The 23,731-nt window shown below is 39.3% G+C and carries 12 protein-coding genes; 11 read left to right on the top strand and 1 reads right to left on the bottom strand.

Annotated elements, in window-relative coordinates; genetic code table 11:
• Positions 1–29: 29 nt before the first annotated feature.
• From ACHWSC_RS01235 to ACHWSC_RS01200, 8 genes are all read left to right on the top strand, one after another.
• Positions 30–2,393 (top strand): FtsX-like permease family protein, encoded by a 2,364-nt coding sequence (locus ACHWSC_RS01235; protein ID WP_394675533.1) that lies wholly within the window; start codon positions 30–32, stop codon positions 2,391–2,393.
• Between the two features lie 215 nt (positions 2,394–2,608).
• On the top strand, positions 2,609–4,999 hold the full coding sequence (locus ACHWSC_RS01230; RefSeq protein WP_205399675.1) for an ABC transporter permease: 2,391 nt from the start codon (positions 2,609–2,611) through the stop codon (positions 4,997–4,999).
• Between the two features lie 99 nt (positions 5,000–5,098).
• Positions 5,099–7,459 carry an ABC transporter permease gene (locus ACHWSC_RS01225; protein ID WP_394675532.1) on the top strand — a complete coding sequence of 787 codons (2,361 nt, stop codon included), beginning with the start codon at positions 5,099–5,101 and terminating at the stop codon, positions 7,457–7,459.
• A 99-nt stretch (positions 7,460–7,558) separates the two neighbouring features.
• On the top strand, positions 7,559–9,952 hold the full coding sequence (locus ACHWSC_RS01220; RefSeq protein ID WP_394675531.1) for an ABC transporter permease: 2,394 nt from the start codon (positions 7,559–7,561) through the stop codon (positions 9,950–9,952).
• A gap of 51 nt (positions 9,953–10,003) precedes the next feature.
• Positions 10,004–12,394 (top strand): FtsX-like permease family protein, encoded by a 2,391-nt coding sequence (locus ACHWSC_RS01215; RefSeq protein WP_394675530.1) that lies wholly within the window; start codon positions 10,004–10,006, stop codon positions 12,392–12,394.
• A 33-nt stretch (positions 12,395–12,427) separates the two neighbouring features.
• A complete protein-coding gene (locus ACHWSC_RS01210; RefSeq protein ID WP_394675529.1) occupies positions 12,428–14,833 on the top strand; it encodes an ABC transporter permease in 2,406 nt (801 codons plus the stop codon).
• Positions 14,826–14,960, top strand: a complete 135-nt coding sequence (locus ACHWSC_RS01205; RefSeq protein WP_262707332.1) for a hypothetical protein — start codon at positions 14,826–14,828, stop codon at positions 14,958–14,960. The genes ACHWSC_RS01210 and ACHWSC_RS01205 overlap by 8 nt, the downstream gene beginning before the upstream one ends.
• Before the next feature lie 66 nt (positions 14,961–15,026).
• On the top strand, positions 15,027–17,432 hold the full coding sequence (locus ACHWSC_RS01200; RefSeq protein WP_394675528.1) for an ABC transporter permease: 2,406 nt from the start codon (positions 15,027–15,029) through the stop codon (positions 17,430–17,432).
• A 149-nt stretch (positions 17,433–17,581) separates the two neighbouring features.
• Here ACHWSC_RS01200 and ACHWSC_RS01195 read toward each other — a convergent pair whose 3' ends face one another.
• A complete protein-coding gene (locus ACHWSC_RS01195) occupies positions 17,582–18,250 on the bottom strand; it encodes a hypothetical protein (protein ID WP_394675527.1) in 669 nt (222 codons plus the stop codon).
• 126 nt (positions 18,251–18,376) lie between these two features.
• Between ACHWSC_RS01195 and ACHWSC_RS01190 the strand changes: the two genes are divergently transcribed.
• The 3 genes from ACHWSC_RS01190 (at position 18,377) to ACHWSC_RS01180 (ending at position 23,721) form a co-directional block, all read left to right on the top strand.
• A complete protein-coding gene (locus ACHWSC_RS01190) occupies positions 18,377–18,601 on the top strand; it encodes a helix-turn-helix transcriptional regulator (RefSeq protein WP_070566237.1) in 225 nt (74 codons plus the stop codon).
• 204 nt (positions 18,602–18,805) lie between these two features.
• Entirely contained in the window at positions 18,806–21,247 is a 2,442-nt protein-coding gene (locus ACHWSC_RS01185) for an ABC transporter permease (protein ID WP_394675526.1), read from the top strand.
• 26 nt (positions 21,248–21,273) lie between these two features.
• Positions 21,274–23,721 (top strand): ABC transporter permease, encoded by a 2,448-nt coding sequence (locus ACHWSC_RS01180; RefSeq protein ID WP_394675525.1) that lies wholly within the window; start codon positions 21,274–21,276, stop codon positions 23,719–23,721.
• The last annotated feature ends 10 nt before the right edge of the window (positions 23,722–23,731 follow it).

The following is a 23,731-nucleotide window of genomic DNA, read 5'->3' as shown; positions in this document are numbered from 1 at the left end:
ATATTTGAGAACCAAAACAACAGCATAAAATGATTCGATTATTCCTAAAAACAGCGCTGAGAAATTTGAAGCGCAGTCCCTTAAACACAACAATAAATATTTTGGGATTAGCATTGGGGTTTACTGTTGCCCTGATAAGTACATTATGGGTACTGAAACAATTTTCTTTTGATAAACATTACAGCAATTATCAACATATTTATCAGGTCATGATGACTGGGACTTTCAATGATGAGAAATCTACTGATCGCTCCACCCCTATTCCCTTGGTCAAAACGATCGCGTCTGATTTCAAAAATGAAATGCAAGATGCAGCACTGGTCACGAATATGGAGAGCAATAATCTTAAGGTAGGTGATAAGAAGCTTAATGCACCAGGGTTTTACGCCATGGGGAAATTTGCCGAATTATTTTCTCTCAAATCTGTACAAGGAAATAGTACCACACCGAGCAATCCATCGACCATCATAATTTCAGAATCCTTAGCAAAACGACTGTTTGATAAGGTAGATATCATCGGGAAAACACTTCAATTGAATGGCAAAGAACAGTATACTGTTCAAGGTGTTTATAAAGATATTCCTGACAACAACACTTTTTATGGCTTAGATTATGTATTGCCCTTTGTCGATTATCTTGCAAAAGACCAAGGTATTGAAGAAAGCTGGTCCAGCTGCTATTTCAGCACTTTCGCCAAGATCGACAATGATGCCTTTGTTCCCGCTTTGGAAAATAAACTAACCAATATCATCAACAAAAAACTGACGGATATAAAACCTGAGATCCTGTTACATCCGATGTCCAAATGGCATTTATATGATTCGTTCAAGAATGGAAAGAACGTAGGCGGACAGATTCAATATGTATGGATGTTTGTTTGGATAAGCGTATTCATCATTTTATTGGCTAGTATCAATTTCATTAACCTGAGTACGGCAAGAAGCCTAAAAAGAGGAAAAGAAATCGGGGTTTTAAAATCTGTTGGCGTCAATCGCAGACAGCTTATCGCTGGCTTTCTTGTGGAATCCATCCTCGCAGTAGCCTGCGCATTTTTGTTAGCTGTTCTATTCGCGACATTGCTTTTGCCTTGGGTCAAAACGATTACACATACGACACTGCATATCCCTTTTACCGATATTCGTTTCTATGGCTACTCCTTAGTAGGAATAGGCGTTATAGGTCTTTTAGCAGGCATGTACCCGGCGTTATTTTTATCGGCATTTAATCCTATTCTTGCCCTTAAAGGTAAAATCAACAGCCGAAAAGGCGGATCAAGAAGTAGAAAGGCAATGGTCATCGTGCAATTTGCTATTTCTATTTTTCTGATGATATCCACTTATCTGGTGATTCAGCAACTGCATTACACAAAGGATCGTCCAATAGGTTATAAAAGTTCAAATTTGATAAACATTACTTCATCCAATTCAACTATCGTCAAAAACTTTGATGTACTTCGAAAAGAGTTGATCGGTCAGCGCCTTGTGGCAGATGCCGCCCTTTCTTCCAACTTTGTGAACCACCTATCCTTAACAGGTGGTGGCTTTAATTGGCAAGGTAATGATTCCAAAGACGGTGCGATCATGGGGATCTTCACCGTAGATGAAAACTTCGCGAATACTGTACAGTGGAATTTTATAAAAGGACGCAATTTTTCAAAAGATTTCAAAACAGATTCAACGGCTGTTATTCTGAACGAAGCGGCGGCCAAATTTATGGGAGTTACCGATCTAAACAGTAAACAGCTTTCACGTGCCGGTATCAATTACCACATCTTGGGTATTATTCAAAATACGCTTTCCGAATCTCCTTTCAAATCCATTACACCGACGGCTTATTTTCTAAAATTTTTACCAAAGAATAAAATAACGCTTCAACTGGATGAAAATCAAGACCTCAAACAAAACCTAAAAGCGATTTCCACAGCGTTCAATCGCATAGACCCTGATCTTATTTTTGATTATACATTTACGGATCAGGAATATGCCAAAGAGTTTCAACAGATGGAAATGATCAAGAGCTTAACCAGTTTATTTACAGGGTTGGCCATACTCATTTCATGTCTTGGTCTCTACGCGCTGGTTTCCTTTCTTACGGAGCAACGAGAAAAAGAAATCGGTATTCGTAAAGTATTGGGTGCATCAGAACTTGGCTTGTGGCGGCTACTTTCCACAGAATACATTTGGCTCACAGGCATTGGCTTTTTAGTCGCAGCCCCTTTAGCCTATCTCCTCATGGAATCATGGCTCGAAGACTATGTTTACCGCATATCAATTACATGGACGGTCTTTGCTATCACAGGCTTAACCGCGCTAATCATCACCTTATTAACCGTTAGTTACCAAGCGATTAAAGCAACATTAGCAAATCCTGTAAAAACCTTAAGAAGCGAATAATACCAATTTGTTCGGGGACGGACACTATACTGTCCGTTTCCGAACATTTAAAACCACCATAAAAACACATCAAAAACCTAAAAATCAATACATTATATTTATGGCAAACGAATTGAACTACTTGGCTTTGCTATTTTTCGAATAACGGAGCCTTCTACTAAAGCGAGCTAAGTGACAAGAATATAGCCTAATTAACAGTCTAAATGCTCATAACCATGTTAAAGAACTATTTTAAAATTGCTTGGCGGAATATCAGAAAAAACAAAGGATTTTCTCTTTTAAATACGTTTGGCCTCAGCATCGGGATAACATGTTTTCTATTGTTGGCAGCGTACATATATCATGAATCCAGTTATGAGCGTTTCCTTCCCAATGCGGACCGTCTAGCTTATATTAGCCTCACCTATAAAGCACCCAATAGCACAGAGGAAGTAAATTCTGCGGTAACACCAACAGGTTTAGCTCCTGCTTTACAAGCTGAATTTCCGGATGTAGAACAGGCAACCAGATTCTACAGCTATTCCAAAGGCGGTAAAATAGAATCCAAAGAGGCACTAATAACTGAAAAAGGCCTACTTTATGCTGACCAAAATGTTTTTAAAACTTTAGGTTATACCTTTCTCGAAGGTGATTCTCGATCAGCCTTAGCAGAACCAAATCAGATTGTCTTAACAAAAAAACTCGCAGCGAAATATTTCCCCAATCAGTCGGCCATCGGTCAGACACTATCCATTGACAAAGTCAACTGGAAAATCACAGGTATCATTGCAGACCTGCCCACAAATACACAGTTGAACTTCTCTGCACTCCTTTCCAACAAAGGATTAGAACGCTACAAAGAAATGGCTTGGTCATCTGCAAATGATATAACCATAGCGCTCCTAAAAAACAAAGATCAGTTCGGTTCGATCCAACAGAAATTGGACCAAATGACAAAATCAAAATTCGCCGAAGCAACAAAACAGGGCTATCAATTTCGATTTATCCTAGAAAAGCTGACCGATATCCATCTTCACTCCAAAGCAGCAGGTACAGGAAACATTACTTATATCTATATTTTACTGGCGTTAGGTGCTGCGCTTATTATTTTAACCTGCATCAATTTTACAAATTTGGTATTAGCGCATGCCCTTGAACGCAAGAAAGAAATCGGTGTCAAGAAAGTTCTGGGTGCAGCAAAGAAAACAATATTCTTTCAGTTCTTTTTTGAATGTAGCCTCATGGTTTTTCTAGCGGTTGCTTTTAGTCTTCTGACTACAGTACTTTTGTTACCCGTATTCAGTTCATTTATGGGTACCGAAATGAAATTAACCGTATGGACAGACCCTCGGTTTTATACGATTTTACTTGTCTTCATAGCCTTGTTGACGCTTCTGTCGGGTGGCTGGCCTGCCTATTCAATTGCTAGTTCAAAACCTATTTCCATTTTTAAGCGAAAACTAACTGAAAGACAACATGGTATATCATTAAGCAAGGTGCTCGTTACTTTTCAATTCAGTATCTCTATATTTTTTATTATCTGCACCTTATTTGCGGGTAGACAGATGGATTTTATCCAGTCTAAAAACACTGGATTGGATCGCTCTGATATGCTGGTCATTGATGGCCGAGGATGGCAAGATAAAGAAAGGCAGCTATTAAAAGAAAAGTTAATGCAGCTCAATAGTGTCCAGGGTGTTACCGCTTCGTATGACAATCCCGTCAATATCCAAGGAGGCTACAGCATTAGGGAGGTCGAAGGCCAACCCAATGATTTTGATATGGATGTCACTGCAATTCCGATTGAAAAAGATTTCGTATCCGTTTTTCATATTCCATCTGTCGCAGGTACACCGTTGTCAGATGCGGACATTTTGCGCGCGCAGGACACTATTTCACCAGAATATGGCTTTGTAGTGAATACACTTGCTGCATCCGCCATGGGTTTTACTCCTGAACAGGCTATTGGAAAGAAAATCAATTTGAACGGACGTAAGGGCAGTATCAAACAAGTTGTGGCGAGTTTTAACTTTGCATCATTACACAACGAAGTCAAACCAATTGTACTTTTTCCAGAATATGATTATTTCGGCAATATTTTCATTCGACTCAATCCGACGTCGCCGGTAAAAGATGTTCTTGCGCAGATCAAAGCTGTTATAAAAGATATTGATTCAAAAAACAGTTTTGAATATCACTTTCTCAATGATGATTATAACAAGTTATATCTCAAAGATCAGCAAACAACACGGGTAATGCAGTTATTTTCCTTCATTACAATTGCTATCGCCTGTATGGGACTATTTGCATTATCAGCTTATGCCGTGCAACAACGCTTTAAAGAGATCGGTATCCGTAAAGTATTAGGTGCTTCAACGATCAAGATTGTCAACATATTGAGTGTTGACTTTATGGCCCTAGTCCTGTGTGCTGTATTGATCAGTGTACCCTTAGGCTGGTATGCCATGCACCGCTGGGTAGAGAATTTTGCTTACCACATCACGCTAGACTGGTGGGTATTTATTGTGGCGGCGATAAGTGCATTATTGGTATCATTTATCACCATTAGTTTTCAAACCATAAAAGCTGCGATTCTAAACCCGGTTGATAGTTTAAGAGACGAGTAATTGTTTTAGTAGCTAAAAACAATAAAGACACCTGATAACTAACAAGCTGGACCTTTAAAATTCAAGTTTTCTCTATTTATCGATAAAAATACGACAAATATGCTTAAAAATTACATCAAAATAGCATGGCGGAACCTATGGAAAAGCAAGGGGTACTCTGCGATTAATATTATTGGACTTTCTATCGGAATGACAGCGGTACTGATCATCGGTATATGGATAAAACATCAATTGCAATTCGACAATTTTTACAGCAATAAGGAAAGCATATATAAACTTTGGAACAAATATGAAGATCAGCAAAAAATCTACGTAAACGATATCACTTCGGCACCGGCATCTCAGGCTCTGCTAGCAGATTACCCCGAGGTTGAACGCGCTGCGCGGATGTATTGGAGCAGTACCGCCCTGATGTCTTTTGGCGATAAGAAGATTAAATCCAAGGGAAATGAAGTCGATCCAGCATTTATTGAATTATTTGATTTCAAACTTCTTAAAGGGAATAGCAAGAAGGCTCTAAAAGATACAAAAGATATCGTCCTGACGGAAAGTCTTGCTAAGAACATATTTGGCAAAACTGATCCAATAGATAAAACGATTCTTCTCGACAATAAAGAACTGTATAGGGTATCGGCAATTATGCAGGATCTCCCCAGTAACACAAGTTTCGACTTTACCTATCTGATACCTTTAGAAAAAGCCGAAACCTATTCATCTGGCTGGGGTTCAAACACTTTCTATACTTATATCAAGCTGAAAGAAGGAACCGATGTTGATCTTTTTAATAAAAAGCTAAATAATATAATCAACAAGAAAACAAACCATGAAATAAAAGGCTCCATGTTCCTCTATCCGATGTCCAAAATGCATCTGTATTCAAAATTTGAGCAGGGTATTGCTGTTGGCGGAAAAATAGATCAAGTTAAATTGGTGGCGGGAATAGGTTTATTAATATTATTGATCGCCTGTATCAATTTTATCAATCTCAGTACTGCCCGCAGCCAAAAAAGAGCAAAAGAAGTCGCAGTAAGAAAAGTTGTAGGAGCCCAACGCTTCCATTTAATCATACAATTTCTTTCCGAATCTTTATTGTTAACCTTTATTTCAGGTACATGTGCTATCGTATTGACAATACTGACTCTTCCTCTATTTAACCAGGTTTTAGATAAAGCATTAATCTTTTCATTTTCAGATTCATCGATCTGGTTTTCCCTGATTGGTTTTATTTTCCTTACAGGGATACTTGCAGGGCTATACCCTGCTTTCGTGCTCTCTTCTTTTAAACCGATAAAATCGCTCAAAATATTTGGACGGACAAACAAGTTTTCCCTGAATTTTCGAGAATTACTGGTTGTATTTCAATTTGGTATTGCTATTATACTGATTATAGCAACCATTATCGTACGCAAGCAAATAGAATATGCCAGCCAGCGTGAAATAGGTTATGAAAATTCACAACTTATCGAAGTACCCATTGAAGGCGGCATGGAAAAGAATTATGAGGCTATTAAGTCGGAGCTGATCACTGCCAACATTGCCGAAGCTGTTACTCGTACGGGCTGGTCAATTACTAAAAATGGAGCCAGTTCCGGAGGTAGTTTCCTTTGGCCTGGAGCTAACCCAGAACAAGCAAAGAAAATGGGTTTTGAACTTGGACGCACTGAAAGTGACCTTGTTAAAACTCTTGGATTAAAGCTCATTGCTGGTCGAGACATCGATTATGGCAGGCTGCCGGGAGATAGTGCTTCTGTAATGGTTAATGAAGTTGCTGTCAAAGAAATGAAACTGGAAAATCCAATAGGAAGCTATCTCAAATGGGGCGATAAAACTTATACTATCGTTGGTGTAATCAATGATTATATTACGGGGTCACCTTATAGTCCAATAACCCCCTTACTGATTTATCCTTCAAAAAATTGGATGTTGAATATGGTTATACGCACCAGTCCAAACAGAGCTATGGAAATGAACCTAAAGCAAATTGAGGAAATTATTAAAAAGTTCAATCCGGCCTACCCCTTCGAGTACCAGTTTGTGGATCAGAAATTTGCAGCTAAATTCAAAGATCAGCAACAGACTGCTCAACTCGCATTCATTTTTTCGGGATTAGCTATTTTCATCTCTTGTCTGGGCTTATTTGGGCTTGCTTCTTATATTGCTGAGCTAAAGACCAAAGAAATTGGCATTCGTAAGGTACTAGGCGCCTCGGTAACTGGAATTACGGCTATGTTATCCAAGGATTTTGTTAAGCTTGTCATTATTTCCATTCTAATTGCTTCGCCAATAGCTTGGTGGGCAATGAACAAATGGCTACAGGACTTTTCCTATCGAATTGAAATACAATGGTGGTTTTTTGCACTAGCAGGAATTTCTGCTTTATTCGTAGCTTTCTTTACGGTAAGTACACAAGCCATAAAGGCTGCCAATAGTAATCCCGTAAAGACATTAAGAGACGAATAAGCGCAAAAATTAAGTACGTAAAAAGTAAAGGGTAAAAAATAGAGCGACAGTTGGTTCGCTTCAATCGAATAAAGCATTGCAAAACGAAAAATTAAAACCATGATAAGGAACTATATCAAAATCGCATGGCGCAACCTGATGAAAAACAAATCCTTCTCCCTGATTAACATCATCGGATTGGCGATCGGTATGGCCGGAGCATTACTTATAGCACTTTGGTTGCAGAACATGTTAACCATGGACCGCTTTCATGAGAAGGGTGATCGCCTGCACGTATTGAGTAATCGTGACGAATTTCAAGGCGAAAAATCAGCCTGGGCCTATACACCTAAAATACTAGCGCCCTCATTGGCTGCAGATTTTCCAGATATCGAAGCTTTTACCAGATATAATGAGGGGCCTCAATTTTTAACAACTTTCAATGAAAAGAAACTGATCGCAAATACTGTTTTCATCGATCCTGGTTTTTTCAAAATGTTTTCTTTGCCTTTTGTGAAAGGAGAACAGAATGTGAGATTTGATCATCCCAAAGGTCTTGTGCTCACGGAAAGTTACGGAAAAGCGCTGTTTGGAAATGAAGATCCAATTGGAAAATCAGTTCGGATAGACTCTGTTAATCAAGTCACCGTACAGGCTATACTTAAAGATCTTCCGAGTAATTCAAGTTTCAAATTTGACATCCTCCTCCCATTTGAATATGCAAAAATAATCGGTTACGTAGACGATAACTGGAGCAATAATTCAATAACTACTTATGTCTTGTTAAAAGAAGGTACTTCAGTCAACGCATTTAACGACAAAATCAGAACCTATCTGAGAGATCATATCAATACGAGTAATAAAGCTGCCGGTTATACTTCTGCAAGAAATACGGGTGAGATTTTTGCCTTCCCCTATCCAGATTCTTTCCTTTACAATAGCGGAAAAGGAGGAAATTATACTTCCGGACGTATCGATATCGTCAAGCTATTTGCTTGGATTGGTGTATTTATTTTATTGGTGGCAAGCATCAATTTTATGAATTTGAGTACGGCACGTTCCGAACGCCGTGCGAAAGAAGTCGGTGTCCGCAAAGTAATTGGGGCAAATAAGACAAGCCTAATGGCGCAGTTCCTGGTTGAAAGCATATTAATTAGCCTGATCGGCATGGTACTCGCAACTATCCTTGTTTTTATGGTCCTGCCATTTTTTAACGAGCTGGTGGGAAAACAGCTTAGCCTATCGTTATTAAACTTACCAACCTGGCTTTTTTTAATTGGTTTTGCCTTATTTACGGGTGTGTTAGCGGGTACCTACCCAGCCTTTTTCCTTTCTTCATTTCAGCCTATTAAGACCTTGAAAGGGAAATTTGTTTCTAAAACAAGAGGCCTTAGTATTCGCTCACTTTTAGTCGTCATTCAATTTAGCCTCGCTATTATATTGATTATCGCAACAGTCATTGTCGCGAAACAAATCCAATATACCAAACAGCGCGACCGAGGTTACAATGAAAATGGGCTACTTTATAGCAGTATCCAAGGTGACCTCGAGAAGAATTATAAAATTCTTAGAAATGAATTGTTAGCCAGCAACGCAGTTGTTTCTGTATCTAAAAACATGTCGCCGGTAACTGATTTCTATAGCAATGGCTGGGGGTTTACGTCCGGGACACCAACGGAACAGGACAAACGCATTTCCTATAACCGTTTTAGTACCGATGCCGATGCCGTAAAAAATCTAGGCCTAACACTAATACAGGGGCGGGATATCGATATTTACAAGTTTGCGACAGACAGTACTGCCTTGATTTTAAATGAATCCGCGGTAAAAAGTTTGCACCTCAAAAACCCAGTCAATAGCATTGTGGATGGTGATGGAACAAAATGGACCGTAGTTGGGGTGGTCAAAGATTTCATAATGGGATCGCCATTTGGAGACAATAAACCTATGGTGATATTAGGACCGCAAGCCTGGTTTACAACGATCCATTATCGTTTAAATCCAAACAATGACATCGCAGACAACTTAAAAACGATTGAGTCAATCTTTAAAAAGTTCAACCCAGACTATCCTTTTGAATATAAATTCATTGACAAGACCTACGAAGAAAAATTTAAGGAGACAAAAGCTATAGGTACACTGGCCATGATCTTTGCTGGATTGACGATCTTTATTTCCTGTCTGGGTTTACTGGCATTAATCGCCTATATGGCCGAAACACGTATGAAAGAAATTGCTGTCCGCAAAGTTCTTGGAGCAAGTGTCACCCAAGTAACCTCTTTGCTTTCGATCGATTTTATTAAGCTTGTTGTGGTCGCAATTTTTATCGCCACACCTATCGCTTGGTGGGCCATGGATAAATGGTTACAAGATTACAGTTATCGAATTGAGATACAGTGGTATTATTTTGTCATTGCTGGACTATTGGCTATTCTGATCAGTATGGCCACGATAAGCTATCAAGCAATTAAGGCTGCATTAGGCAACCCTGTTGACAGTTTACGCGATGAGTAGCCCAAAGTTTAACAACATTGTTTCGTATAGTTTTAAACCATAAAGAAAGGAATGAATTCATTCAAACTTACTTTTCGCAGCCTCATTAGCAACCGACAATATACCTGGATCAATATCTTGGGCTTAAGTATTGGTTTTTCCTTGTGCCTTCTCGTATTTGCTCTTGTCATTGAAGAAAATTCGTATGACAAAAGCTGGAGAAATGCGGATCATCTCTTTCGGATTGTGACCATAGATTCAACGGCTGGCCTTGAACGCCAAATGTCCAGAACATTCGTTAATTTAAGTACGGAACTCAAACAAGTATTCCCGGAGATTCAAAATGAGGCTCGGATAGAATCCAGAAAATATTATTTAAAACCGCATGCAAGCTCAGCACACCCCATAGGCATACAGGTTTTGGAGTCGGAAATAAATATCTTGGATATGTTGAGCATCAAGGTTCTCGAAGGCAATCCCAAACAGCTGGTCCAAGGAAAAACAAACTTGCTCATCGGCAAAGAATTCAAAGAAAAGTACTTTAAGAACGAAAATGTCATCGGCAAAGTCATCCAAAGTGCCGACCCCTATACCGATAAACCATCCGATTATATCATTACGGGTGTTATGGATAATCTTCCTTATAATTCAACGCTTAGAGCTTCCGCCATTGCTTTAGTCCCCAAAATATCGATGGAATTAAGCAAAGATGGGTCAGGCTACTACACCGAACAATTTGTACAACTAAAACCCGGAACACCAAGAATAGATCTTGAACAGAAACTAAATCATTGGTATAAAGGATACCTCAGTCCCAACACAAAACATGTGACTTCCTTTCGCCTGCAGCCTATTCAGGATATATATATGGAGCCATTAGGCAGTGCAGATATCAGCGGCAACCAAAAAACAACAAACATATTTGTGGGTGTTGCCGTTTTGGTCTTTATTATTTCCTGCATCAATTTTATTAATATTTACGCTGTAAGAACAGTTAAAAAATTAAGGGCACTTCATATACATAAAGTATTGGGGGCCAGCCGATCCCAGATGATCAGACGAATGCTATTAGAAACAATCCTACTGTTTTTTATTTCCGCATTATGTAGTTTGGTACTCTTTAGACTTGCACTGTCCCAACTGGAACACTTTATAGGCTATGATCTCGCTTATATTAAATCCATACAGCTCCCGTTGCTATTGGCATTTATGACGACTGCAATTGCCCTCGGCGTGCTAATTGGTTTTTATCCAGCATGGCTAATCTCTGGTATTAAGAGTTCAGATGCCTTAAAAAATAAGCTATCAAAAATTCCCAATGCGGAAGTCTTTATCAAAAAAATGCTTATCACAACACAGTTTAGCATTACTATTATCGTCATCATTGGCCTTATAACAATCAAGTCCCAACTCAGTTATATGCAAGCAGCTCCCTTGGGAATGGAAGTCAAAAATGTGCTAAACATCGATTATTTCAATAAGGGTACACAAAATACAAATATAAAAGATCGAATTGGTCAACTTACCGGGGTTGAATCGGTCAGCGTCGCTGCCTGGACGCCGACAATCGGGTCAGGCTACCTTGCCAAGACAATCGTTGACAAGGACGATCCAGGGAAAAATATCCAAGTCAGTTTCATCGGTGGCGATGTCGATTTATCCAAGACTTTGGGAATCCAGCTGGTTAAAGGTCGATTATTGACTCCTGAAGATTATACGCATGTTGAAATGGATCTGGGAGAAGACGAAGGTATAAATAATGCCCTTGTGACCGAAAGTACGGCAAGAAAGCTTGGGATAGAAAAACTCGGTATCCTGTATAAAGACCTTCAAATTATCCCAGTCGGAATCATTAAAGATTTCCATAGTGAGTCTTTTCGTAGAAAAATAGTACCAACAGTGATTTTGGCAAAAGATTTTAACGGAAGCGGCAATATGCTGATAAAAGTAGGGAAAGGACAAGAACAACAAATCTTTCGATCGGTATCTCAAATTATACAAAATACCTATCCTGATAAACACGTTTCCTTCCATTGGATAGATGAGTTGATTGCAAAACAATATGAAAAAGAGAGCAAGCAAGTGCAATTATTTATCCTATTCAGTGCATTGACATTGTTGATCTCTGCCTTAGGAATTACAGGATTGATCATGCAAAATCTCGAACAGCGTACTAAAGAAATTGGCATACGCAAAGTCCTAGGCGCAACAGTGCTCGACATATCACGTCTCTTTTCAAAAGATTATCTCATCTTATCCACCTTGGCTATTTTTATTGCCAGTCCAATAGCGGGGTATTTTTCAAAAAAATGGCTTGAAGATTATGCGTACAATGTGGGCGTACAATGGTGGTTCTTTATCCTTGCCGCGCTTGCCATCTTTTTGATCAGCATCATTACTGTCAATTTCCAAACAATACGTGCCGCACTAAACAATCCAGTAGATAGCTTACGAAACGAGTAAATATTCATTTATAGTAATAGAGGGGGCCTCAATATGATCAAGAATAATTTAAGAATAGCATGGAGAAATTTAACCCGCAATTTCTCCACTTCGTTTATCAACATCGTTGGGTTGGCCATGGGAATTGCAACCTGCCTTCTGATCAGCTTATATGTGACCGATGAATTTAGTTTTGATCGTTACAACGAGCATGCAGACCGTATTGTACGTGTTGTTTTCAGAGGAACAGTAAAGGGCGGAACGATCAATGAGGCACATGTGATGCCACCTGTAGCTTCGACTATGAAGTCAGAGCTGCCCGAAGTTGAAGAAACTGCACGACTACGAATCGGTGGATCCCCCCTATTTGTCGTCAATAATAAAGTGTTTCACGAAGAAAAAATGGCTTTCGTAGATGCTTCTTTCTTCAAAATTTTCACGCTCCCTTTTATTAAAGGGGATTTGTCTACAGCTATTTCTTCCCCAAATTCTGCAGTGATTTCCGAATCCACTGCCTTAAAATACTTCGGCACAAATAATGTTGTCGGTCGAGACCTCCTCATCAAAGACAGTCCAAATATCCTCAAAATCACTGGAGTAATCAAAGATATCCCTCAAAACTCCCATTTTCATTTTGATGTATTTACCTCTTTGGATGCACTGGAAGATTCACGATCAGATTCGTGGATGACCTCCGAATATTATACTTATGCGCTGCTTTCGAAAAATGCGTCACGTGAAAAGCTCGAAAAAAACTTAGCCGTCCTATTCGACAAACATGTTGCCACACAATTTATGGCAGGTTTTGGCATGAGTTACCAAGAATACAAGAAAACGGGAAATAAGATCGGTCTTTACCTACAGCCGCTCACAGATATCCATCTACATTCGAATTTCAACTACGACCTCAGCGCTCCGGGGGATATACGTTACGTTTATATTTTTAGTGCTATTGCACTCTTTATGCTATTGATTGCCACAATTAATTTCATGAATCTATCTACAGCCAGTGGGTTTAGACGGTGTAAAGAAGTAGGAGTACGAAAAGTATTAGGTGCCGACAAGCAAAAACTGATGCGACAATTTATGCTGGAGGGCGTCCTCCTGACTTATATTTCCTTGGGAATAGCTTTGGGAATTGTTTTACTTGCCCTTCCTCTATTTAATCAGATTTCAGGAAAAGAGATTGAAATTCAAAAACTTGACGCTTTTAAAATTATCCCCTTCCTACTGACTTTTGGTTTAGTCGTCGGTCTATTTTCCAGCAGCTATCCCGCGTTATATTTATCCTCATTTAATCCGCTCCGTGTATTAAAAGGGAAAATAAGTCGTTCGACTAAAGGCCTTAATTTACGCAGTGGGCTTGTTGTATTTCAATTCATCATTTCCGTCGGACTTATCTTTGGAACCGTGGTTGTTGTTCAGCAGCTGGATTATATGCGTCATATTAAACTTGGATATAACAAGGATAATGTCCTTATTATACCGAGCTGGCCTTTGGGAAAAAACGAAAAGACATATTATAATTTATTGATGCAAGATAGCAGAATCAAGCATGTCTCTCATTCGTCCTATCTCCCTGCCGGAGAAAGTAACAACAACAATTTTTTCATCTATCCAGATGGCAATACTGATCAATGGGTCAAAACGATTCGTTACGATATAGATGAAGAATATATTCCGGTTATGGGTATGCAGCTTAAAGAAGGACGAAATTTCGCAAAAACATTTGGTAATGACAGCCTTTCTGTCATCATCAATGAAACCGCAGCAAAAGATCTAGGTTGGAACGATCATAGCCTTGGCAAAATATTGACCAATAAAGATAACAAAAGCTATCGTGTTATTGGTGTCGTTAAGGATTTCCATTTTCGCTCTTTACATGAGCAGATCTCCCCGCTTGTGATGGTTCTTAGCGATCAAGCCGGGAGTTTGATTCTCAAAACCCAAACAGCCGATATGGAGAAGCTCATTCAAAAATTAGCGTCTCTCTATCGATCCTTTCCAACAGACATTCCATTCAGCTATTCCTTTCTGGATGACCGATACGCACAAACCTACCAAGCAGAAGTGAAAACGGGTAAATTACTGAGCATCTTTGCGGGACTGACTATTTTTGTAGCCTGCCTTGGTTTATTCGGCTTGGCTATTTTCACCGCCAATCAACGCAGAAAAGAAATAGGGATCCGAAAAGTTGTTGGAGCTACAGTTCCCGACATCACGCGTATGCTTTCCACGGAGTTCGTCAAACTCGTTCTAATAGCCATTATCATTTCTTCTCCCCTAGCTTGGTGGATGATGCACAAATGGTTAGAGAATTTTGCGTACCGTATTGAGATGCAATGGTGGATGTTTGTGCTAGCAGGAGCGCTAGCCGTTTTTATTGCTTTAATTACTGTAAGTTCACAAGCGATACGAGCGGCCCTAACAAAGCCTGTTGACAGTCTACGTGATGAATAAAAATAAACTTGTCTGTTCAGCTGTGGACAAAGCACTGTCCGATATCGAACAGCAAGGAAAAGAATCAGGAAGGCAATACACTAATGATCAACAGGATAATTACTTGGCCAAACATTTGTATTTTTAATTTTCTAAATGGAGCAAACAAGCTATCAGCAGCTCCACGACCGGAATAAATTCTTAGTATAAGACAATGAACTTTACAAACTTCAAAATTGCTTGGCGAAATATTCGAAAGAAAAAAGTGCAAAATCTGATCAATCTAATTGGATTGACCTGCGGTATTACTTTTCTACTACTTGTAGGCGCCTATGTATGGGATGTACATCAAGTGAATAGTAATATCAAAAATATCGATCGGCAATTTTTGTTGCAAAGCAAGTATAAGAAAGAAGGATTTGGTATTAACTTAACCACATTAGGGGCGCTCCCCAAAGCCTTACATGAGGAGTATCCCAATCTGGTCTCTAATTATTATCGGATTGATGGATTGACAGGTATCGTAGCAAACGGTGCGACAATCCATGAGGAAGGGATGTCTCTCGGAGATCCTAGTCTATTGACGATGTTTGGATTCCATATTTTAGCGGGCAATGCCAATACGGCTTTGAATAATCCCTTTTCAGTTGTCATCAGTGACAAAGCAGCCATAAAATATTTCGGTCATGTGGATGTACTTGGAAAATCGCTACAAATAAAAAATTTCAAGGGTGAAAAACACGATTTTGAAATTACAGCAATCATCAAATCCGATGTCCAAAATGCCATTATGGATCTCACAAAGAATATGCATGCCGACATATTTTTACCGATCATCAACGAGGAATTCTTTGGCCGATCTATAGACAATTGGAATAACCCATATATTGCCGGTTATGTTGAATTGAAACCAGGTGTAAGTTTGGAACGGGTAGATGCCGCCATCGAAACGCTAGTAAGAAAAAATACCGATAAGGAATTTTCCAGTCAATATAGCCCCAATCTAAAACCATTGAAAACTTATTATTTGGATGACAACCAAGGGGCTGTCCGTAAAATGATACAGACGTTGATTTGGACTGCCATTTTTATCTTGATTATGGCTATCATCAATTTCATCAATTTTAGTATCGCTCAGCACATTACCCGATTAAAGGAAATCGGTGTTCGCAAAATGATGGGATCATCTCGAGTGCAGCTTATTAGACAACTGATGACCGAATATATCCTGATCGTGGCCATAGCAACATTCATCAGTCTGCCAATCTATATCGTCACAAGTCCAATCTTCGAACATATCTTGATGCGCAAGCTGCCTACGTTGATGGAATTGCCGATTTATTTTTTTGGTCTATTGGGTATAATGACGTTATTAATTGGTTTACTGGCGGGTCTATATCCAGCAATTAAGCTTTCCAATATAGCGGTACTTCCTGCAGTCAAAAATCAGTTTTCGACCTTGGGAGGCAAACAGCTGGTACGAAAAATTCTTTTGTTTTTTCAATTTGGGGTAGCCTTGCTCCTGCTGGCCTGCACACTAATTATTTCCAAACAAGTGGACCTATTTCTCCATAGCAATCTAGGTTACAACAAGGACTACTTATTAACCGTTCAAGTACCTAGAGATTGGTCCGAAAATGGTGTTCGCAAAATGGAGACTTTACAACATGAACTCAGCCAGCAACCAGAAGTAAAATCTGTAAGCTTATCTTATGAAACACCTGGATTACTGGGATTCAATATGCAATCTGCATTCGGTACGGTTGAAAACAAAGAAATCCAGGTACAACGGATTACAAGTGATAGTCACTTTTTGGGAACCTATGAGATACCGCTAATTGCGGGAACTTTTCTTCCTAAAAACTATGCTACTCATGCGGATAATAGACCAGTTGTCATCAACAGGAAGGCTATGGATGATTTTGGCTTTAAAAATGCCGAGCAGGCGATTGGTCAGCAAATAGCAATAAATGATCCTAGTTACAAAATGACTATTGTGGGCGTTGCTGAAAATTTTGTAGCCAACACACTTCATCAGGCATCCCCGCCTATTATCTGGATAGATGTACATGAGAGCCTTCAATACCGATACCTCAGTATTCGCTTACAAAAAGGCTCTCTTTCCAATGCAGTACAACAACTAGAAAAAAAGTGGAAAACGTTGCTGCCTGATGCACCGTTCGAGTATCAGTTTATGGATGAACGTATCAAAAGTTTATATGAAACTGAGCTGCAGCTGCATCGCGCTTCCCAGATTGCTACGGTTGTTTCGCTACTGATCGTGGCATTGGGACTTACCGGATTAATATCGCTTTCCATCCATCTGCGCAATAAAGAAGTCGGCATTCGTAAAGTACTTGGGGCTTCACTAGCACATTTGATGTTGCTCTTTTCAAAAGAGTACTACGGAATCTTCCTATTTGCTGCATTTACGACAGTTCCACTAAGTTATCTATTGATGCAATACTGGCTGCAAAATTACATTATCCGAGTAGAAATCAATGCGTTTACCTACTTATTGCCATTGGGAACTTTGATTGGTTTGCTGAGTTTATTGGTTGGTATTATTGTATTTCGATCAACTCGGTTTAATCCAGTTGAAAAATTAAGAGATGAATAAGAAAAATAAGCCGTAGGGTGTGCAAAAATTATTATCAAGCTGAATTGGGTGTAGTAGTTTATAATTGGTTCCCTACGGCTCAGTATCTTTATACCCTTCCAGTAGCTGTTCGCAACGAACAGCTACTGGAAGGGTAACTCCTTATTCTTTTAACCAGCATAGCTTTTCGATAGATAAACAAATCCATATTTTGATTCTTTCCGAATAAGTTTAAGCTCATCAGACCGATTGAGCAAATCTTCAAGTATCTTCATCAGGTTTTTAGGTTTTACATATGTACCGAGTATTATACAAACCAATTTATGTATTTCATAAGGACTCCTATTTTTATTAAAATACCCCGTGCCAACCTGCGCTTCGATAATTCTCTTGACCTTTCGAAGCTCATTCAATGTAGAAGGTTTATTTGGATCAAAATTATGGCGGATGTCCATGATCTTAAATTGGATCTCCTGTACCCCTTCTTCAATGGATAATCTATATAGGTGATAAATAACCTCATCATCCAATGTATTGACATGCAACTCATAAGCATACTTTTGCTTGGATAAATTCATCCCTAAAGGCATCATGGCATGTATACTCCCCACTTCTAACACACGACAAAAAATATAGTAATCAATAGCAAGAATCGTTTTAATTTTGAAAGACTCAACTTTGCTTATAAAATCTAGTGCTTTTCCCATTAAAAAAGATACTTCTTCGGGTGAGAGACCATTTGAAATACGCTGTAATATCATCCGATAAAAGAACTGCATTTCCAACGGTTGACAACGATGCTTATACACCCGTTTGAACACTTTAAAATTATTTCTCATTATAGTTCATATAGTTATTCCATACAAAGAAATAGAAATAATTTAAAAATTTAAAACATTTGTATAAATAAAAATAACATTTTGTATATTTATCTATACAAAACAAGAGCATACTAAATCATAACTATGACAAAACTAGGTGAATTTTTAGAGAAAAAATCCGTTAATAAATCGCGAATTGCGCGCAAAACGGGTTTAAGTAAGGCAAGAATCAATGAGTTAACGATGACCGAAACGGCTAAATTACGTTTGGATGAAATGTACCTGATCGCATTGGCTATTGATACAGATCCAGCTAAAATGATGTTCGAACTATGTGATCATCTCCAGCTGAAAGAGATTGAAGAGTAAGCAATTCTCTATTTACCGTCAGCGCCTAGAACGTCTGTGCGATACTGAACGCCAAACTGTTCGATATCGTACAGGCTAGCTTTTTAAAGTCAAAACAACAGACTAGTTATCAACACGTTAACAAAATGGCAACGCAATTGATTTCAGCTTAAACGTCTGTTTTGATTATAACTACCAGTCATTCAGACCTTAAAAATTTCTGCTATGATAGGAAATAATCTCAAGATAGCTTGGCGGAATATGGCAAAAAACAAGCTATATTCATTCATCAAGATTGGAGGCTTTGCCTTTAGTATTGCGATCTGTATTCTTATTGTTTTATATATAAAACATGAGACGAGCTACAATAAGTTTTATCCGGCTATGGATAGAATTTACCGCTTGGTCGTTCAGTTACCCATTGAGAATAAAACCGAGCGCTGGGTTTCACTTTCTGCGCCAGTAGCGCCAACCTTAAAAGCAGAAATACCGTCCATTGAGCAAACGGGGCGCATTCTACCCAATCCGTTATTCGGTGCGGGCAGCAACCAATTGTCATTAAATAACAGCTCAGATAGCCATTACGATGATGGATTTGTCTATGTCGACCAGTCCATTCTCGACATGTTTCCTATGCCAATGGTTTCGGGCCAGCTGTCCCATGCACTCGATAAGCCCAACACATTGGTTATTACCAGAAGCAAAGCCGAAAAATACTTTAAAAATGATCCAATTGGACAAACGATCTATCTCAACAACAATAAATCGAAGGCCTATACCATCACTGGGGTCATTGAAGATATGCCCAACAATTCGACCCTTGCCGGTTATAGTTTTTTTATGTCGCTCGCTGGAGAACCTTTTTATCAAGGCGAACAGACTGCTTGGCTCAATAACAATTATACCGTTTATGTCAAATTAAAACCCAACGTAAATGTTGCACTGGCAGAAAAAGAAATTTCAAAGAATTATTTAGAGATACATTATCTCCCTGAATATCTAAAATCAGGACGTAAACTTAATCCGCTTTTCAAGCAGGCAAAAATAACTTTACAGAATGCCCTCGACATGCATTTAAAATCTGCGGATATAAGCGACGATAAAGTTAGTACATTGAACAGAGGCGATATTCGCATGGTTTGGACCTTCGCAACAATAGCTTTATTTATTTTGTTCATTGCCTGTATTAACTTCATCAACTTATCGACAGCAAATGCAGCAACGAGAGCAAAAGAAATTGGTATCCGTAAGACTATTGGCTCCTCCAGGAAGCTGCTTGTTGGACAATTCCTTGTTGAAGCAATTTGTTATAGTGTATTGTCACTGATTATTGGGTTATTTCTAAGCTGGTTACTACTACCCGTATTCAACCATCTAGCCAACAAATCCTTGACCATTCCTTGGATAGCGACGTACTTCTTTCCTTCTCTTTTGGTGGCCATATTGGTGATCGGTGGTCTTGCCGGAATCTACCCAGCACTGTACCTATCCAAATTTAAACCAATCACCGCACTCAAAAACAATGTCATTGGCGCTAAATCTTCGCTATTTAGGAATAGTTTAGTTGTCTTTCAATTCGCGACCTCAATTATCCTTATCGTTGGAGCATTGGTAACCAATAAACAGATAAACTACATATTGGACAAAGATCTGGGATTTGACAAGGAACAAGTCGTTGTGCTTCGCGGCATTGGTACATTATCGAAACAGCTTCCAAGTTTAAAAAATGAACTAAAGAGCCTCCCCAATGTTGCTTCCGTTTCCATGGGTGATTTTCTTCCAGTCCCCATCGATGGTGCCAAACGAAATGGTAATCCGTTCTGGGTCGATGGCAGAAAAGATCTTGATATGGCTACACAGGGCCAATTTTGGGAAATCGATCAGGATTATCTGAGTACATTCGGTCTTCATTTAAATAAAGGACGAAATTTTGATCCCACCAGAGCCACCGATAGCAGTTCGGCTATTATCAATCAGAAATTGGCCGACGAGCTTCACTTAAAGAATCCCATTGGTGCAAAAATCACCAATGGCAATACATGGACGGTCATTGGCGTAGTAGATGATTTTATTTTTGAGTCGCTAAAAGATAAGGGGTATGCAGGACTTTGTATGACATTACAAGGCAATCCTTCCCTCCTCTCTATTAAGGTAAAACCGCAACATCTCAAAGAGACGCTCGCTGATATCACAGGAATATGGAACAAATTTGCCCCAAATCAACAAATTAACTATAGCTTCTTGGACGAAGGTTTTGAGGCCCTTTATCAAGACGTGGAACGGACCAAGAATATATTCACTTGTTTCGCTCTTGTTGCCATTTTTGTTGCTGCGCTCGGGCTTTTCGGTCTCGCAACTTATGTGACACAACAACGGACCAAAGAAATTGGCGTACGTAAGGTACTTGGAGCCAATGCGATTAGATTACTCCGATTATTGTCTGGAGATTTTATAAAATTGGTGTTTGTAGCCTTGGTCATTGCCACACCAGTTGCGTGGTGGGCAATGAACCAATGGCTTACAGATTTTAACTATCGGATCGAAATAAATTGGCTCTACTTCATTCTTGCAGGAATGAGTGCCATTTTAATTGCTTTAGGCACAATCAGCTATCAGACTTGGAAAGCCATTCGCGCCAATCCTGTGGATAGCCTGCGTGATGAATAAATACAAAACCGTAAAAGACTTTTATTATGATAGGAAATAATTTAAAGATCGCTTGGCGAAATATGGTCAACAACAAACTGTACTCGATCATCAAGATCGGCGGATTCGCTTTTAGCATTGCGATTTGCATTCTTATTATGCTGTACATTCGACATGAAACCAGTTATGATAAAATGTATCCCAACATGAACCGTGTTTTCCGTCTTATCGTTTCGGCACCCGATGGTGATAAAGTGAGGCAAACCTTTGCCTTTCCTGCCCCAGCAGCTAAAACCTTGCAAGAGGAAATCCCAAGTGTTGAATTAGCCGGTCGCATTTTACCCAATACCTTATTTGGTGCCGGAAGCAATCTGTTTACTGTAAATGGCCGCGCGGAGAACTACCTTGATAAAGGTTTTGTATATGTTGATCAGTCCATTTTGGAAATATTTCCGCTTCCTGTCGTACAAGGACAGTTATCACATGCGCTGGACAAACCCAATGCAATAGTCATTACCAAAAGTAGGGCTCAGAAATATTTCAAAGGAAATGCGGTAGGACAAACGATCTATTTGAACAACAATAAAAATGTCTTATACAACATAACGGCTGTGATCGATGATGTCCCGAGCAATTCCAGTCTCTATGGCTATGATTATTTTATTTCCCTTGCAGGCGAACCTTTCTACCCTGGTGAACAAAACAATTGGGGCGCGACAAATTACATTACCTATGTAAAACTGAAGGAGAATGCAGATATTGCCAATGCACAGCGTAGCATTTCAAAAAACTATATTCAGGACCATTATATTTTGCTCAACAAAAAAAATGGAATGAAAATATCGCCAGAAATGATGCGATCAACCGTATTGCTTCAAAACGCCCTTGATATGCACCTGCACTCGAAGAATATTTCGGAATATGGAATGGCGACACAATATCAAGGCGACATTAAGATGGTCTGGATATTCGCAGGAATTGCATTTTTTATATTATTGATTGCCTGTATTAACTTCATCAACTTATCAACGGCGAATGCAGCAACGCGAGCCAAAGAAATCGGGATTCGAAAAACCATTGGATCAAATCGAAGGACACTGATTTTCCAATTTATGACCGAAGCGATATGTTACAGCCTTATTTCACTCCTTACAGGGTTATTATTAGCCTTCCTGTTATTACCGCTATTTAACAATCTAGCCAACAAAGCGCTGTTTATACCGTGGACAGTGTGGTACTTTGTGCCTTCGCTGATCTTGAGCATGTTGTTCATCGGCATTCTTGCCGGTTTATACCCAGCGCTCTATTTATCAGGTTTTCAACCTATCAACGCATTAAAAAGCAAATCGGTCACCAATCTTAAATCTTCGTTGCTACGCAATGGACTGGTTATTTTCCAATTTGCAACATCTATTATATTGATGATCAGTGCACTTATTGCGAATCAGCAAATCAGTTTTATGCTCAATAAAGATATTGGCTTCGATAAGGATCAGGTAATCGTACTCCGCGGTATAACAGGTATTGCCTCTCAGGCAAAAGAATTAAAAAATGAATTGAAAGCCATTCCAACAGTAAGTGATGTCTCCATTGGCGACTACTTACCGGTTCAATTGGATGGCGCAAAAAGAAATGGGAATCTTTTTTGGGCCAAAGGAAAAGAAGATCTTGAATTGGGCGAAAGCGGGCAATTCTGGAATATCGACGAAAGCTACCTCACTACATTTGGACTAAAACTTATAGCCGGCCGAAACTTTGATCCACATATCGCATCGGATAGTTCTGGTGCTATTGTCAACAAAAGAATGCTTGCTGATCTAGGCATCAAAGGAAATCCAATTGGCGTACAAATTACCAATGGTATGACGTGGACCATTATTGGCGTCGTCGACGATTTTATCTTTGAATCGATGAAAGATGAGGGCTATTATCCCGTTTGTATGACCCTCGCCAGTAGCCCCTCCATGCTTTCCATCAAGACTAAATCTACAGAAATGTCCAAAACATTGGCCGACATTAATACCGTCTGGAACAAGTTTTCTCCAAATCAAAAAATCGATTACAATTTCCTCGATGCCGGCTTCGCAGATCTATATCAAGATGTCCAACGGACCAAAAATATCTTCAGTTGCTTTGCTTTTGTAGCCATTTTTGTTGCAGCTCTGGGACTTTTCGGACTGGCAACCTACGTGACCCAGCAACGAACTAAGGAAATCGGTGTCCGCAAGGTTCTCGGCGCAAGTTCCATCCGATTACTCAAATTACTCTCCGGAGATTTTATAAAATTGGTGTTTGTAGCTTTGATCATTGCTACACCTGTTGCGTGGTGGGCAATGAATCAATGGTTGACAGATTTCAACTATCGAATAGAAATCAATTGGTTCTACTTTATTCTAGCGGGTCTCAGTGCAATCCTGGTTGCTTTTGGAACCATTAGTTATCAAACCTGGAAAGTCGTCCGTGCCAATCCAGTCGATAGTTTAAGGGATGAATAAAGTCATAAGA

This window comes from uncultured Sphingobacterium sp. (genome assembly GCF_964277905.1).
GTDB classification, from domain to species: domain Bacteria; phylum Bacteroidota; class Bacteroidia; order Sphingobacteriales; family Sphingobacteriaceae; genus Sphingobacterium; species Sphingobacterium siyangense.
This window is presented reverse-complemented; position numbering and strand designations above follow the sequence as displayed.